Below are 15312 nucleotides of genomic sequence, written 5' to 3' on the forward strand. Positions count from 1 at the left end.
ACCGAGCCCCGCCGGCCCCGGCCCCCGCTTACCGACGAGGACCGCGAGGTGATGGAGAACCTGGAGCTGCTGGAGTCGCTGGACGCCGCCGCGGACCTGGAGGTGCTCCTGGAGCTGGCGGACGAGCAGTAGCGCCGGCGAACGAAGAAGCCCGGGCCCCCTGTGCAGGGAGTCCGGGCTCTTTCGCATCCAGGCGTGGAAGCCGTGAAGCGCTACTCGACGGTCACGCTCTTGGCCAGGTTGCGCGGCTGGTCCACGTCGTTCCCGCGCATCTCCGCCACGTGGTACGCGAGCAACTGCAGCGGGATGGTGGCCACCACCGGCGCGAGCAGCGCGCAGGCGGCGGGGATGCGGATGACATGGTCGGCCAGGGTGTCCGCCTGGTTGTCGTCCTCGTCGAGGATGGCGATGACCTTGCCGCCGCGCGCGCGGACCTCCTCGATGTTGCCGATGATCTTCTCGTAGGCGATGTGCGGCTGCTTCGGCGCGATGACCACGACGGGCATCTTCTCGTCGATGAGCGCGATGGGGCCGTGCTTCATCTCACCGCCCGCGTAGCCCTCCGCGTGGATGTACGAGATCTCCTTCAGCTTGAGCGCGCCCTCCAGCGCCACCGGGTGCATGGGGCCGCGGCCGAGGAAGAGGAAGTCCTGCGCGTTCATGAACTCGCGCGCGACGCGCTTCACCTGCGGCTCGCACTTGAGGACGTCTTCAATCATCTTCGGCACCTGCGTCAGGTGCGTCAGGTGCTCCTGCGCGCCCTCCACGGACAGCGTGCCGCGCATGCGGCCCAGCTTCACCGCCAGCAGGTACAGCGTCACGAGCTGCGTGGTGAACGCCTTGGTGGACGCGACGCCAATCTCCGGGCCCGCGTTGGTGAGGACGTGCAGGTTCGCCTCACGCGTCATCGCGCTGCCAATGACGTTGCAGATGGCCATGGTGTGCGCGCCCAGCCGCTTCGCTTCCTTGAAGGCCGCGAGCGTGTCCGCCGTCTCGCCGGACTGGCTGATGGCGATGACCAGGTGGCTCTTCTCCACGATGGGGTCGCGGTAGCGGAACTCGCTGGCGAGCTCCACCTCCACCGGCAGCCGCGCCAGCGACTCGATCATGTGCTTGCCGGCCACGCCCGAGTGCCAGGACGTGCCGCAGGCCAGGATGGTGACCTTGGTGAAGGTCTGGACCTGCTCCTGCGTGAGGTTCCAGGTCTCGAAGTGGACGTCGCCTTCGGTGAGGAGCATCCGGCCGCGCAGCGTGTCCGCGATGGCGCGGGGCTGCTCGTGGATCTCCTTGTGCATGAAGTGCTTGTAGCCGCCCTTCTCCGCCATCATCGGCGTCCAGTCGATGCGGCGCGTGGGGCGGTTCACCAGCTTGCCCTCGCGGTTGAAGATGTCGACCTTCGCCGCGGTGACGACCGCGAGGTCGCCCTCCTCCATGTAGACGAAGTCACGCGTGTGCTCGAGCAGCGCCGGCACGTCGCTGGCGATGAAGTTCTGGCCCTGGCCCAGGCCCAGCACCATGGGCGACGCGTCCTTCGTGCACACGATGCGGCCCGGGTCGTTGGAGCACACCACCACCAGGCCGTAGGTGCCCTTCACCTGCTTGATGGCCGTGCGCACGGCGTCCGGCAGGTCCACGCCGCGCTCCACCTCCGCGGAGATGAGGTGGGCGAAGACTTCCGAGTCCGTCTCCGACGAGAAGACGTGGCCGCGCGCGCGCAGCTCCGCCTTGAGCGCCAGGTGGTTCTCGATGATGCCGTTGTGCACCACCGCGACGTTCTTGTACGTGTGCGGGTGGGCGTTCTCGTCGGAGGGCCGGCCGTGCGTGGCCCAGCGCGTGTGGCCGATGCCGGTGGTGCCCTTGGGCAGATCCTGCACCACGCGGTTCTCCAGGTTGCGCAGCTTGCCCGTGGCGCGCACCACGTTGAGTTGGTTGCCGCCCACCACCGCGACGCCCGCGGAGTCATAGCCCCGGTACTCGAGCTTCTTCAGACCCGACACCAGGATGGGAGCAGATTCCTTGTCACCGACGTAGCCAACAATCCCGCACATGTTCGTCCTGCCTCTTTCTCGTCCCGCGGCGCCGGAGCAAACCACGGGCAACCCGTTCACGCCCAACACGCCCAACCCCGCCCCGCCGACCGAGCAGCAGGCGAGCACTCTTCCTAACCAGCCTTCACCTTCACCTGCCGTGCCTTCTTGGCCGCCACCCACCCCTCCTTCACCACCTGTGGCGCACGGGACACAGCGAGGCTCCCAGGAGGCACATTTTTCGTCACCGTGGTGCCCGCGCCGACATACCCGCCGTCCCCCACCTTCACCGGCGCCACCAGCTGACTGTCCGAGCCGATGAAGACGCCATCGCCCAGCTCGGTCAGGTGCTTGTTCACCCCGTCATAGTTACAGGTGATGGTGCCCGCGCCGATGTTGCAGCCCGCGCCGATGTTCGCGTCGCCCAGGTAAGTCAGGTGGTTGGCCTTGCTGCCCTTGCCGATGCGGGCCTTCTTCGTCTCCACGAAGTTCCCCAGATGCACTTCCTCTGCCAACTCCGTGGCGGGGCGCAGCCGGGAGAACGGGCCGATGATGCAGCGCTCGCCCACACGCGCCTCCTCCAGCACGGAGTAGGGCTTGATGTGGGTGCCATCCGCCACGACCGAAGCCGTGAGCACGCTGCCCTGGCCGATGGTGACGCCCTTCCCGATGACGGTGCCGGCCATCAGCGACACGCTGGGGCCAATCTCCGTGTCGGTGCCAATGGTGATGCCCTCTTCGATGTACGCGGTGGCGGGGTCCTGGATGGACACGCCCGCGCGCATGTGGGCTTCGTTGATGCGCTGCTGGAGGACGCGGGCGCGCGCCGCCAGCTCCACCTTGTCGTTCACGCCCGCGGTCTCCGTGGCGTCCGCGTCCACCGCGCCCACGGGGCCCAGCTTCGCGGCCATCTCCACCAGGTCGGTGAGGTAGTACTCGCCCTGCGCGTTGACGGGCTTGATCTCCGCCAGCGCCTTCCAGAGGAAGGCCGCGTCCACGGAGTAGATGCCCGCGTTGCACTCCTTCACCGCGCGCTGCTCCGGGGTGCAGTCCTTGTGCTCCACGATGCGCGCCACCTTGCCGGCCTCGCGGATGACGCGGCCGTAGCCGGTGGGGTCTTCCAGCGTGGTGGACACCAGCGCCAGCACTCCGCCCGCGGCGTCATGCGCGGCGAGCAGCGCCTGGAGCGTCTCCTTGCGCAGGAGCGGCACGTCTCCGTAGAGGATGAGCACGCGGCCGTCGTGGCCCTGCAGCGCGTCCTCGGCCGCCTTCACCGCGTCCGCGGTCCCCTTCTGCTCCTTCTGGAGCGCGAAGCGCAGGGGCGCGTCCGGGAAGTGGGAGCGGATGGACGTCTCCACCTCCGAGGCCTGGTGGCCCACCACCGGCACCACGTGCGTGGCGCCCAGTTCCAGGGCCCGCTTCAAGGGATAGGCGCAGAGGGGCCGGCCGAGGATGGGGTGAAGGACCTTGGCCTTCTCCGACTTCATCCGCGTGCCCTTGCCCGCGCACAGCACAACCGCCGCCAGAGCTGTCATATGCGGCGGAGAATTAGGGACCGCCGATCAACTCGTCAACCGCGCCCGGGCGTCAAAGATGATCGCGGGGCGTCCGGGGAGGGACGGGCGCTGACTGCTACACACAACGTGTTGCATTGGACCGTGATGCCGAAGCGCGGCTTCAAGAACGTCGTCAGCCGCACCGTGGTGGAGGCCGGAGTCGGAACCGACGCCGGGTTTTCCACGGGGTTCGGAGGACTCATGAGCACCGCCAGTTGCTGCGCATGGGCCGAGACTGCCGCGCTTCTGCTCACAATCCAAGGAAAAAAATGTTGCCTAGCTGAAACCCTGGTCCGGGCGCGACGCATGGTGCATTAGGGAACGGCCGGAAATCACAAGGAAAGGCATTCCAGGTGGGGAAAGCACACATGGGAGCTGTGGAACGACAGTCGTTCCGCGCGCTAGGACTCGCGGTGTTGCTGGTGGCGACTCAGGCGGGTGCGGCACGTCCCTACCGGGGAGGTGCGGTGGCCACGGCGTATCCGCCCGCGAGCGAGGCCGCGCTCCAGATGCTGGACAAGGGCGGCAACGCGGTGGACGCGGCGGTGGCGGCGGCGTTCGCGGCGGCGGTGGTGGGTCCCTACCACTCCGGCGTGGGTGGCGGCGGGTTCGCGCTGGTGCACGACGCGAAGTCGGGCGGAACGCAGGTGCTGGACTTCCGGGAGGTGGCTCCGAAGGGCGCCTCGCGCGACATGTACATGAAGGACGGCGCGCTGGTGCCGGGCTTGTCCACGGACGGCGCCCTGAGCGTGGCGGTGCCGGGCGCGGTGGCGGGCTACCTGGAGCTGTTGTCCAAGCACGGCAAGCTCAAGCCCGCGGTGGTGCTGGCCCCGGCCATCCGGCTGGCGAAGCAGGGCTTCTGGGTGACGCCCAAGTACCAGCAGATGGCCACCGGCCGCGCGGAGTGCCTGCGCCAGGATCCGGAGGCCGCGCGCATCTTCCTTACGCCCAACGCCCAGGGCACACCGGACGTGCCGCCGGTGGGCCATCTCATCAAGCAGCCGGACCTGGCGCGCACGCTGGAGCGGATCGCCAAGGGCGGCGCGAAGGCCTTCTACGCGGGCCCGGTGGCGCAGGCGCTGGTGAAGACGGTGCAGGACGCGGGCGGGGTGCTCACGCAGGAGGACCTGACGAACTACCGCACGCGCCCGGCCACGCCGCTGGAGACCACCTACCGCGGGCACCGCATCCTCACCATGCCGCCGCCCAGCGCGGGCGGGCTGGCGGTGGTGCAGGTGCTGGGCATGCTCCAGCAGCTGCGGCCGCAGGGTGTGCCGTACCGCGACCCGGAGTCGCTGCACCTCTATGTGGAGGCCGTGCGGCGCGCGTACGTGGACCGCGCGAAGTACCTGGGTGACCCGGCCTTCGTGCAGGTGCCGCTGGAGCGGCTGACGTCGCCCGGCCACATCGCGGACCTGGCGGGCGGCATCGACCCGAAGAAGGCCACGCCCAGCCTGTCGCTGCTGCCGCAAGCGGCGGGCCTGCCGGCCTCCACGCTGCGCAAGGACGCGGGGCCGCTCACGCCGGAGCCGGAGAAGAAGAACACCACGCACATCTCCGTCATCGACAAGGACGGCAACGCGGTGGCCATGACGACCACGGTCAACTACAGCTTCGGCTCGTGCCTGGTGGCCAAGGGCACCGGCGTGCTCCTCAATGACGAGATGGACGACTTCGCCGCGCAGCCGGGCGTGCCCAACGCGTACGGGCTCGTCACGGGGGAGCCCAACGCCATCCAGCCCGGCAAGGTGCCCCTGTCCTCCATGTCGCCCACGCTGGTGTTCACCAAGGAGGACCCCAAGCGGGTGATGCTGGCGGTGGGCAGCCCCGGCGGCTCCACCATCCCCACCACCGTCATCCAGGCCATCAGCAACGTGGTGGACCACGGCATGGACGTGACGCGCGCGGTGGGCACGGGCCGCCTGCACCACCAGTACCTCCCGGACGAGCTGTGGGTGGACAAATGGGGCCTGGAGCCGGCGACGCTGTCCACGCTGGAGGCGAAGGGCCACAAGCTTCGCCGGGTGGACGCCTGGGGCGACGCGGAGGCCGTCTACAGCGACCCGCGCACCAACCTGCGCTATTCCTCCAGTGACCCGCGCAACGAGGGCGCCGCGACGGGCCAGGACTGAAACGAAGGAGAACGACTGCCCGTGCCCGAGCCGCTCCCGCTCTTCGATGCGCACCTCCACCCGGAGGCCCTGACGGACCAGGACCTGGAGTCCATGCGCTTCTTCGGCGTGGAGCGGGCCCTGGTGGTCGCGCACCACTTCCCGGAGCCCACGGCCAAGGGGCTGCGCCAGCACTTCGACCAGCTGGTGGAGAAGCAGCTGCCGCGCCTGGAGCGGCTGGGCATCCGCGCCTGGGCCGCCCTGGGCGTGCACCCGCGCTGCATCCCGCGCCGGGGGCTGTCCGAAGTGCTGAGCCACCTGCCGGACTACTTCGAGGGCGGCCGGGTGGTGGCCCTGGGCGAGACGGGGCTGCACGTGGGCGGCGAGGAGGAGGAAGAGGCCTTCCTCGAGCAGCTGGCCCTGGCCCGCCAGCTCAAGCTGCGCGTGGTGGTGCACACCCCGCTCAAGGACAAGGAGCGCCACACGCGGCGCATCCTCACGCTCCTGCGCCAGTCGGGGCTGCTGCCCTCGCGCGCGCTGGTGGACCACGCCAACGCGCGCACCGTGCGGACCATCCTGGAGGTGGGCCACTGGGCCGGCCTCACCCTGCACCCGGAGGCCCTCCAGGCGGACCGGGCGGTGGCCCTGGTGCGGCGGCTGGGCAGCGAGCGCCTGGTGCTGGACTCCGACGCGGGCGACGGCGCGGGGGACATCCTGGGGCTCGCGCGCACGGCGAACCTGCTGGGCAAGGCGAAGCTGTCCGAGCGCATCGTCCGGCGGGTCACCCGGGACAACGCCGCCCGCTTCTTCCAGATCCACGACTGAGCGCGGCATTCGCGCGCCGTGCGGGTGGCGCGCGGTGCGTTGAAAAGTGGACGGCCGCCCGGGCCTGTCAGCGCTGTAAATGCGACGGGCCCCACGCCGTGAAGCGCGGAGCCCGTGGCTTTACAACCTGTGTCCCCGGAGGGGGGCCTAGTTCAACGAGACGGAGGCCTGGGCCTCCGGGTGCAGGGTGAGCCCCTGCGCGTCCGGCGCCAGCCGCACCTGCACGGGAACGCCCTGGGAGCGGTACTCCGCGAGGGAGTCCGCCGCCTCGTCGAGCAGCTGCTGATAGCGCTCCTCCAGCTCCACCGCGATCAGGAGCATGGTCTCGCCGGCGTCCGTCACGCCCGGCCGGTACACCTGGCACCGCTGGAACCGCGCCCAGCGACCGTTCTGCATCTTCACAAGCTCGCCGTCGTAAGCCATGCGCAGCACCTCTTGAGTGAAATCCGACGGACGCAATGTAGAGTCGAATCCCGGCGCTGTCATCCCCCCGTTTGAAAATTCGTAAACCCTTCGGGATTCCAGGAGGTTGCCACCACTCAAGGGCGTGCCCAGGGGGGCCCCGGGGGCCGGACCGGCGCAAAATGTAAAGTGGAACACTGTCAACGCCGTTAACCCGGCCTGGGGGGCGATGCCGCGTCGCGCTGTCAACACTCCGTGAACCCGCCAGCTCGGGAGGGGCGGCCAGGGGACGGGGCGGGACGGACGCGTGGCACCTGACGGGGGCATCCCTTAGATTCCAGCGGATGAAGTTGCCCCTGCCGTTCCGTCGCGACCGTCCCATCATTCCGTCCGCCAACGCGCAGGATCACGCGGAGCGGTTGATCGCCGAGTCCCTGCGCATGCTCGGCCAGGTGTGTTCGAAGGTCGCGGACGCCATCGAGGCGCAGCGGCTGGAGCGCCAGGGTTACGCGCACAACAGCTACCTGCGGCGCCTGGACCTGGACGAAGACGACGCGAAGAAGCCCTCGGGACCGGGCACGGGCGGATGACGGCCCCCCGCGAGCCCCCTCCCGCGCATTCTCACAGCGAGCACGAGGACGCCGACGCGCCGGTGCCGTGCCTGGCCTCCTCGCCGGCCGCGACCTGGCGGGAGCGGGGCATCCAGATGCCCATGCCCGCGCTGGCGGACGAGGAGGGGCCCCGCGTGGACCCCGGCCTGCCGCCCGTCGTGGACGCGCACGTGCACCTGTTCCCTGATCGCGTCTTCGAAGCGGTGTGGCGCTGGTTCGACCGCTACGGCTGGCCCATCCGCTACAAGCTGCACACGCCCCACGTGCTGTCGTTCCTCCTGTCCCGGGGCGTCGAGCGCGTGGTCGCCCTGCACTACGCCCACAAGCCGGGCATGGCGCGCGCGCTCAACGCCTTCGTGGCGGAGGTGGCGAAGGCCGAGCCCCGCGTCATCGGCCTTGGCACCGTGTACCCGGGCGAGCCCGGCGCCGTCGCCATCCTGGAGGAGGCGTTCGCCCTGGGGCTGAAGGGCGTGAAGCTGCACTGCCACGTGCAGGCCTTCTCCCCGGACGCGCCCCAGCTGAACGAACTCTATGAAGCGTGCGCCCGGGCGGGCAGGCCGCTCGTGATGCACTCGGGGCGGGAGCCGTCCAGCGCCCAGTACCCGGTGGATCCGCACCAGCTCTGCGCCGCGGAGCGGGTGGAGCGCGTGCTGAAGGATCATCCCACGCTCAAGCTGTGCGTGCCGCACCTGGGGGCGGACGAGTTCGACGCGTACGCGCGCCTCCTGGAGCGCCATGACACGCTCTGGCTGGACACGACCATGGCGGTGGGCGGCTACTTCCCCGTGCCCCTCCCCAAGAAGGCGCTGGAGATCCGGCCCGAGCGCATCCTCTATGGGACGGACTTCCCCAACATCCCCTATGCGTGGGACCGGGAGCTGCGGGCGCTGGCCGGGCTGGGGCTGGACGAGGCCGCGCTCGCGGGGGTGCTGGGCGGCAATACGCTGTCACTCTACGGAGAGTGTTGAAAAGAAACGAAGGCCCTTCCGCAATGGAAGGGGCATTCCCATCTTCGTCCCCATAGAATCGCGGTCCCCAAGCAGACGCCGCCACTCCAGAGGCTCAAGCCCATGTCGAACTTCATCCTGGTCGTCGACGACGACGCGAGTCACCGCACGCTCATCTGCGATGCCCTCCAGGAGATGGGCTATGCCACCATCGAGGCCAAGAACGGCCGTGAGGCACTGGACCTTCTGGAGGACGACATCCCGGGCGCCGTGCTGCTGGACCTGCGCATGCCCGTCATGAGCGGCTGGGGCCTGCTGGACGCGCTCAAGAAGATGCCGCGGGCGCGCAACCTGCCCATCATCATCATCTCCGGCTACGGCTTCGAGTGGGAGGCGGAGCTGGTGGGCGCCGCCGGCTACATCTCCAAGCCGGTGGACCTGGACAAGGTGCGCACCACCGTGCAGCAGATTGTCGGGCCGCCGGAGGTGGCCATGGTGCACTGAGTCGGGAAGCGCCCGGCGGGCCGCACCATCCGTCAACCCGAGGATTGTGGGCGACCCCACGGTGCATGGTGTGATGGCGTCCTTCATGACGCCCCCTCCTGCTGAACCCGCCGGCCAAGAGCTGGCCATCGACGCCCGCGGCCTCGTCAAGCGCTTCGGTACCTTCACCGCGCTGGACGGCCTGGAGCTTCAGATTCCACGGGGCGCCTTCTACGCGTTCCTCGGCCCCAACGGCGCCGGCAAGTCCACCTCCATCGCGTTGCTCACCGGCGTGTACGGGCCGGACCAGGGCACCATCCGCATGCTCGGCGTGGACGCCGTGGCCAGGCCGCTGGACGTGAAGCAGCGCGTGGGCGTGGTGCCGGAGGAGCTGAGCCTCTTCGAGCGCCTCACCGGCCGCCAGTACCTCACCTTCTGCGCGCGCATGTACGGGCTGGACGGCGCCCAGGCCGCGTCGCGCGCGGTGGAGCTCCTGGAGCTGACGGAGCTCACGTACAAGGCGGGCGCGCTGGTGGCGGAGTACTCCAAGGGCATGCGCCGCAGGCTCGCCATCGCCGCGGCGCTCATCCACGCGCCGGAGCTGGTGCTGCTGGATGAGCCCTTCGAGGGCATCGACGTGCTCGCCGCGGGCGTCATCCGCGAACTCTTGCGCGAGCTGTCCCGCCGGGGCGTGACGCTGCTGCTCACCACGCACGTGCTGGAGATCGCCGAGCGGCTGGCCACGCACGCGGGCGTCATCCGGGGCGGGCGCATGCTGGACCAGGGCCCGGTGGAGCAGCTTCGCCAGCGCCACGGCGTGTCCACGCTGGAGGCGGTGTTCGAGAAGCTGATCGCCGTGCCCGCCGCGCGCAACGCGAAGCTGTCGTTCTACGGCGAGCCCGCGGCGAACGTGGTGCCGCTGCGCCGGGAGTCCGCGTGAGCGCCCCGCGTCCGAAGGTCCCCGGCTTCTTCCAGCACCTGATGCTGCTCTGGGGCCTGCGCCTGCACCTGGGCCTCAACCAGGGCCCGGGCAAGAGCCGCCTGCTCGCGGTGGCCGCGTTCGTGGGCTCCAGCGCGCCGGGCGTGCTGCTGGGGCTGAGCTTCTTCAAGCTGATGCGGATGCCGCTCATCGTGCACAGCAACGTGTGGCCGTACTTCATCCTCAACCTGCTGTGCTTCGTCACCGCCGCCACCTGGGTGACGTGGCCGCTGTTGTCCGCGGGCGTGGATGACCACTCGGAGCTGTCGCGCTACGCCGCGTTCCCCATCTCGCCGTTCCGCCTGCTGATGGGCTCCACGGTGGCCAGCCTCTTCGAGCCGCGCGCGCTGGTGTTCTACGCGCCCCTCACCGGCGCGGCGGTGGGCTATGCGTCGCGGCACCGGCTGGCGTCGCCGTGGCTGGCGGCGGTGCTCTACGTGCTGTTCGCGCTCTTCTGCGCGGCGTGGAGCCGGGTGGGCCTCTACACGGTCATCAACGTGCTGCGGGCGAAGCACAGCGCGCGCATCATGGGCGGCGGCATGGTGGCGTTCCTCGTCGCCGCGTCGTTCATCCCGCCCATCGACACGTCGTGGCTCACCAGCGTGGGCGAGGCGGGCGTGGGCGCGCTGGACATGAGCCTCATCATCAACGCGGCGGTGGCGCTCAGCCAGGTGCCCCCGGGCTTCTTCGGTGACGGGCTGGGACAGCTGGCGCACGGGCGCGTGGGCATCGCCATGCTGGAGGCCTTCGGGCTGCTGTTCTTCACCGCCATGGGCATGGGCGTGGCGTACGCGCTCCTGATGCGCTTCCACCGGCAGGCGGGAGGCCGCTCCGGCGGCGACCGGGGGGATGGGAAGGACAGCGACCCCTTCGCCACCACGGGCTCGCGCTTCGACACGCTCCTGCGCCGCGAGGTGCTGGACCTGTGGCGCAACCCGCGCGCGCGGCTTCTGGCGGCGGTGCCCTTCATCCTGGCCATCCTGCTGAAGCTGCTCTCCGGCAGGGATCTCTTCGTGTACCTCCTGGGCGGCAGCGCGGACGCGTGGGTGATGGGCGGCCTGAGCATCTACGGCGCGGTGGTCATCGCGTCCACGTTCTCCCAGAACACCTTCGCGTACGACGGGCACGGCTTCGCGGTGTTCCTGGCGGCGCCCCTGGACCTGGCGGACGTGCTGCGCGCGAAGAACCGGGTGCAGGGCGTGGCGGCGCTGGGGATGGCGGTGCTGGTGGGCGCCTTCTACCGGGTGTACTTCGGCTCGGGCACGCTCGTGGACTTCCTGTGCGCCATGGCCGCGGTGGCGGCGGTGGTGCCCATGCTGCTGGCCGCGGGCAACTTCCTGTCGCTGTACTTCCCGGTGAAGTTCCACGCGAGCCTCAAGCGGCGCGACCGCATCCCCCTCACCGCGTCCATGCTGGGCATCCTCGCGGCCAGCGTGGGCTGCATGCCGTTTGGCCACGCGCTGCGGGCCGCGGGGAAGGACGGACCGGGCTGGCAGTCCGTGGCCTTCATCCTCGGGTTCGCCGTGCTCCACTTCGGCGTGTACCGGGTGACGCGGCCCTGGGCCATGCGGCTGTTGGACCAGCGCCGGGAGCTCGTCCTCCGGGCGGTGACGCGTGAATAGCCGCGCTCAGTAGGTGACGCCGAACTTCGCGGCCTGCGTCTTCACGCTCTTCATCACGTTGGCGTCGAAGGCGTCCTCCTTGGCGGGGGCGTTCTTCGTGAGCCACTGGTCGCGCTCGGTGGCGAGCTTCGCGACCTTCTCCTCCAGCACCTTGCGCTCGGCGGCCAGCTGCTTCACCTTCGCGGCCTGCTCCTCCTTCTTGAGGCCCTTGAGCTCCTGGGGCAGCTCGTCGTCCTTGAGGGCGTCGAGCGCGGCCGGCTTCTCCAGCAGGTCCACGCCGCCCGCGACGGCCGCGGGCGCGCTGCTCACCGCCCCGGCGCTGGGGGCACTCTTGCCCACGCCCCGGCTCGTCTTCATGTAGCTGATGCGGTCCGCGACGGCCTCCGCGGCCATGCCCTTGGTCGCCTCCGCGCGGGCGACGTTCATGGCCCGGGCCTCCGCGCGGCCTCCGTACAGCGTCTTCGACGCCAGCTCCGCGTTCACCCGCGACAGCTCCGCGTCATAGGGCGTGGCCACCGCCACCATGCCGCCCGCCGCGTCGATGGAGTCGAAGGTGCCGTCCGTCAGCTTCGCCACGTAGCGCCAGGACTCCTCGGTGCTCGCGTCCGCGCCGCAGCGCACCGTGTTCACCACGATGTGCCGCTCCTTCGCGCGCTTGGACCAGAGCTTGAAGTCCCAGGCGGCCTCGCGCTGGGCGGGGGGCGCGTCGCCCACCAGGAAGATGACCTTCATCACCTCGCGGTCCTGGCTCCACTTGAGCAGCGACACGGCCTCGCCCAGGCCGCGGCCCACGTGCTCGGGGTGGTCCCCGCCCCCGTTCGCGTCCAGCTTGCGCAGCTCCGCGAACATGGAGTCCATGTCGTCGCTCAGGTCGAAGCGCTTCGTCACGTACGCGTCCCCCTGGTCCCGGTACGCCACGAGCGCCACCTTCAGGTGCGGCGTGGGCTTGCCCTTCGCGATGCGCGACGCGATGGAGAAGATCTTCTGCTTCGCGCCTTCCAGCAGGCCGCCCATCGACCCCGTCGTATCCAGCACGAACGCCACTTCGATTTCAGGCCGCTGCCCCTGCGGCTGGGCCTGCGCGTCCTGGCCCTGGGCCTGGGCCTGCGTGTCCGTGGGCTTCGTGGGCGCCCCCTTCACGAAGGGCTTCTCCGTCGCGGCGGGCTTCTGGGTGGACGCCGGCGCGCGGACGGGCGTGACGGCGAAGGCGGAGGTGGCGGACAGACCGGTGGCGAGCGCGGCCGTCAGGACGGCCCGCGAGAGGGGCTTCAGGTTCATGGGTGGGCTCCGGATGACGGACGGCAGGGCGGGCACATCCGCGCCGCCTGCTCCTGTAACGGACAGGCCCGCCGGAAGTTCTACGCCCCCGGTTGCACCCCTCCGGAACGGGCGTTACGCCCGGGGTCCGTGCGCGTCTTCCACATCGACCGGTACCTGGTCCCCCTGCCCGACGGGCACCGCTTCCCCATGGAGAAGTACCGCGTGCTGCGCGAAATCCTGCTCGAGCGCGGCATCCTTCCCCCCGCCGCCTTCCACGAGGCCCCCCGCGCGGAGCGCAGCGAGTTGGAGCGCGTCCACACCCCGCGCTACCTGGACGCCTTCTTCGGCGGAAAGCTCACCGACGCGGAGCTGCGCCGGCTGGGCTTCCCCTGGTCCTTGCGGCTCGTGGACAACGCGCGCGCGTCCGTGGGCGGCACCCTGGCCGCCGCCCGCGCCGCATTGGAGGACGGCTTCGGCGCGAACCTGGCCGGCGGCACGCACCACGCCTTCCCGGACCACGGGGAGGGCTTCTGTGTCTTCAACGACATCGCCGTGGCCATCCGCGTGCTCCAGGCCGAAGGGGCCATCCGACGCGCGGTGGTGGTGGACCTGGACGTGCACCAGGGCAACGGCACCGCGGCCGTCTTCGCGGGCGACCCGTCCGTCTTCACCTTCTCCATGCACGGCGAGCACAACTTCCCCTTCCGCAAGCACGCCTCGCACCTGGACCTGGGGCTGGAGGACGGCGTGGGGGACGCGGAGTACCTGGCCACGCTCGACGCGCACCTGCCCCACGTCCTGGAGTCCGCCCACGCCGACCTGCTCTTCTTCCAGGCTGGCGTGGATCCGCTGGAGGAGGACACCCTGGGCCGGCTGTCACTCACCCACGCGGGGCTGCGCGAGCGCGACCTGCGCGTCATGCGCGCGGCGAAGGAGCGCGGACTCCCCGTGGTGCTCACGCTGGGCGGCGGCTACGCGCGGCCGCTGGCGCCGTCGCTGGAGGCCCACGTCGGGACTTATCTGGCCGCCTGTTCGTTGTTCCGCTGACGCCCGTCTTCCCCGGGGACGCTTGCGGGCCCGTTCGCCCCGGCCCCATGCTCGACCCTGCTTCGCCACCCCTGGAGCCCTCCCATGCCGCGTTCCCTCCCCCGTCTCGCCGTCCTCGCCTGCGCGCTGGCCCTGGGCTGTGGCGGCAACACGCCCTACTACCGCCTGGACTGGGGAGGCGAGGACACCGTCACCGCCGCGCCCGGCGACTCCGTCCCCTATGACATCTCCCTCCAGCGCATCGCGGACAACCTGGGCGAGGTGCGCGTGCGCCCGGCCGTCGTTCCCGAGGGCGTCACCTTCGGCCCGGACTTCACCCTCCCGGAGGGAGAGACCACCGCCAGCACCACCGCCACCATCACGGTGGCCCCCGGCGTCACGAGCTACGGAGTGAACGCGCTGCAGCTCATCGCGGAGGACCCGGCCAACAACGTCACCGCCCGGGGCAACATCTCCCTGATCATCCTGCAGCCGCCCGAGCCCAACGAGGCCTTCTCCATCGCCGTGGAGCCCCGCCAGGTGAACGTGACGCCCGGCCAGTCCGCCCAGGTGACGGTGACGGTGACGCGCGCGGAGGGCTTCACCGGTCCACTCACCATCGAGCTTGAGACCTCCACCCCCTCCAACCGGCTCGACTCCGACCCCGTCACCCTGGCCCCGGGCGAGACGACCGCGCAGGTGCGCGTCACCACGGACCGCTCGCTCTCCGTCCTACCCTACGTGGTGAAGTTCGTGGCCAGGTCCGAGGACGGCGGCACAGCCAAGACGGGCTTCACGTTCAACCTGAACTTCACCTGAGCAGGCCTCCATGGGACCCCGCGCCGCCCGGTGTCAGGCGCGGGGTACCGGCGGCGTCTTCGCGGCGCTAACTTGAGGACCGCCATGACGCCGCCGACCACCCCCATCGCACCCGCTCGACGCCAGGCCGCACGGGAGGCCCTCGCCCTGGATGACGAGGCCCTGCTGAAGGTCTGCGACGTGGAGTTCTTCATCGCCTCCGGGCCCGGCGGCCAGCACCGCAACACCACCGCCAGCGGCGTGCGCCTCACCCACCCGCCCACGGAGCTGTCCGTCACCGCCACCGAGCGCCGCAGCCAGTCCCAGAACAAGGACGCCGCCGTGCGCCGCCTGCGCGCCGGCCTCCAGGCCCTCACCTTCGTCCCCAAGGTCCGCAAGGCCACCCGCCCCACCCTGGGCTCCAAGCGCCGGCGCCTGGAGGACAAGAAGCGCACCTCCGAGAAGAAGGCCGGCCGGGGCGGCAGGCTCGCGGACTAGGCGGCCAGGCCTCCGCTGCTATGCACGACGTGCGGACCTCGCAAGCTTTGCGTAGCCGCTGACGTCGCCTGGCCACAGCCACACGGTTTCTTTCCAAGGCGTCCCCAGCACGGGAGTCCCCCCACGCCGGGGCACACCGCGTGCACAAGCCGAGGGTGGCCCCCGAC

General features: G+C 70.4%; 14 protein-coding genes. 10 read left to right on the forward strand and 4 right to left on the reverse strand.

Going from position 1 to position 15312, the window contains the following annotated elements:
• Positions 1-212: 212 nt before the first annotated feature.
• Both glmS and glmU read right to left on the reverse strand, forming a co-directional pair.
• Complete coding sequence (glmS, locus tag D7V80_RS35060; protein ID WP_014394123.1) at positions 213-2048, reverse strand: glutamine--fructose-6-phosphate transaminase (isomerizing); 1836 nt, start codon at positions 2046-2048, stop codon at positions 213-215.
• A 113-nt stretch (positions 2049-2161) separates the two neighbouring features.
• On the reverse strand, positions 2162-3562 hold the full coding sequence (gene glmU / locus D7V80_RS35065; RefSeq protein WP_120592239.1) for a bifunctional UDP-N-acetylglucosamine diphosphorylase/glucosamine-1-phosphate N-acetyltransferase GlmU: 1401 nt from the start codon (positions 3560-3562) through the stop codon (positions 2162-2164).
• Between the two features lie 389 nt (positions 3563-3951).
• On the opposite strand from glmU, the gene ggt reads away from it, so the two are divergent.
• Positions 3952-5715, forward strand: coding sequence for a gamma-glutamyltransferase (gene ggt / locus D7V80_RS35075; protein ID WP_120592240.1), 1764 nt, complete (start codon positions 3952-3954; stop codon positions 5713-5715).
• A 21-nt stretch (positions 5716-5736) separates the two neighbouring features.
• The gene (locus D7V80_RS35080) at positions 5737-6519 is read left to right on the forward strand and encodes a TatD family hydrolase (protein WP_120592241.1); all 783 of its coding nucleotides are present in this window, start codon (positions 5737-5739) and stop codon (positions 6517-6519) included.
• A 147-nt stretch (positions 6520-6666) separates the two neighbouring features.
• Here the strand turns inward: D7V80_RS35080 and D7V80_RS35085 are convergent, their stop codons facing one another.
• A complete protein-coding gene (locus D7V80_RS35085; RefSeq protein ID WP_120592242.1) occupies positions 6667-6942 on the reverse strand; it encodes a hypothetical protein in 276 nt (91 codons plus the stop codon).
• A 323-nt stretch (positions 6943-7265) separates the two neighbouring features.
• Between D7V80_RS35085 and D7V80_RS35090 the strand changes: the two genes are divergently transcribed.
• From D7V80_RS35090 to D7V80_RS35110, 5 genes are all read left to right on the forward strand, one after another.
• Entirely contained in the window at positions 7266-7511 is a 246-nt protein-coding gene (locus tag D7V80_RS35090) for a hypothetical protein (protein WP_014394118.1), read from the forward strand.
• The gene (locus D7V80_RS35095; RefSeq protein ID WP_120592243.1) at positions 7508-8500 is read left to right on the forward strand and encodes an amidohydrolase family protein; all 993 of its coding nucleotides are present in this window, start codon (positions 7508-7510) and stop codon (positions 8498-8500) included. The genes D7V80_RS35090 and D7V80_RS35095 overlap by 4 nt, the downstream gene beginning before the upstream one ends.
• A gap of 102 nt (positions 8501-8602) precedes the next feature.
• A complete protein-coding gene (locus tag D7V80_RS35100; protein WP_014394116.1) occupies positions 8603-8983 on the forward strand; it encodes a response regulator in 381 nt (126 codons plus the stop codon).
• Between the two features lie 85 nt (positions 8984-9068).
• Positions 9069-9902, forward strand: a complete 834-nt coding sequence (locus D7V80_RS35105; RefSeq protein ID WP_043322661.1) for an ABC transporter ATP-binding protein — start codon at positions 9069-9071, stop codon at positions 9900-9902.
• A 41-nt stretch (positions 9903-9943) separates the two neighbouring features.
• Positions 9944-11563, forward strand: coding sequence for a hypothetical protein (locus D7V80_RS35110; RefSeq protein ID WP_120592249.1), 1620 nt, complete (start codon positions 9944-9946; stop codon positions 11561-11563).
• A 6-nt stretch (positions 11564-11569) separates the two neighbouring features.
• On the opposite strand, the gene D7V80_RS35115 is transcribed toward D7V80_RS35110, so the two are convergent.
• Positions 11570-12841 carry a VWA domain-containing protein gene (locus D7V80_RS35115; protein ID WP_120592244.1) on the reverse strand — a complete coding sequence of 424 codons (1272 nt, stop codon included), beginning with the start codon at positions 12839-12841 and terminating at the stop codon, positions 11570-11572.
• Positions 12842-12970: 129 nt separating this feature from the next.
• Here D7V80_RS35115 and D7V80_RS35120 point away from each other — a divergent pair, with 129 nt between their 5' ends.
• The 3 genes from D7V80_RS35120 to D7V80_RS35130 all read left to right on the forward strand — a co-directional run bounded on the left by D7V80_RS35120 (position 12971) and on the right by D7V80_RS35130 (position 15145).
• Positions 12971-13870, forward strand: coding sequence for a histone deacetylase (locus D7V80_RS35120; protein WP_120592245.1), 900 nt, complete (start codon positions 12971-12973; stop codon positions 13868-13870).
• Positions 13871-13954: 84 nt separating this feature from the next.
• Positions 13955-14668 carry a hypothetical protein gene (locus D7V80_RS35125; RefSeq protein WP_120592246.1) on the forward strand — a complete coding sequence of 238 codons (714 nt, stop codon included), beginning with the start codon at positions 13955-13957 and terminating at the stop codon, positions 14666-14668.
• 84 nt (positions 14669-14752) lie between these two features.
• Positions 14753-15145 carry a peptide chain release factor-like protein gene (locus D7V80_RS35130; protein ID WP_120592247.1) on the forward strand — a complete coding sequence of 131 codons (393 nt, stop codon included), beginning with the start codon at positions 14753-14755 and terminating at the stop codon, positions 15143-15145.
• Positions 15146-15312 lie beyond the last annotated feature (167 nt).

Source organism: Corallococcus sp. CA054B (assembly GCF_003611625.1).
GTDB classification, from domain to species: Bacteria; Myxococcota; Myxococcia; order Myxococcales; family Myxococcaceae; genus Corallococcus; species Corallococcus coralloides.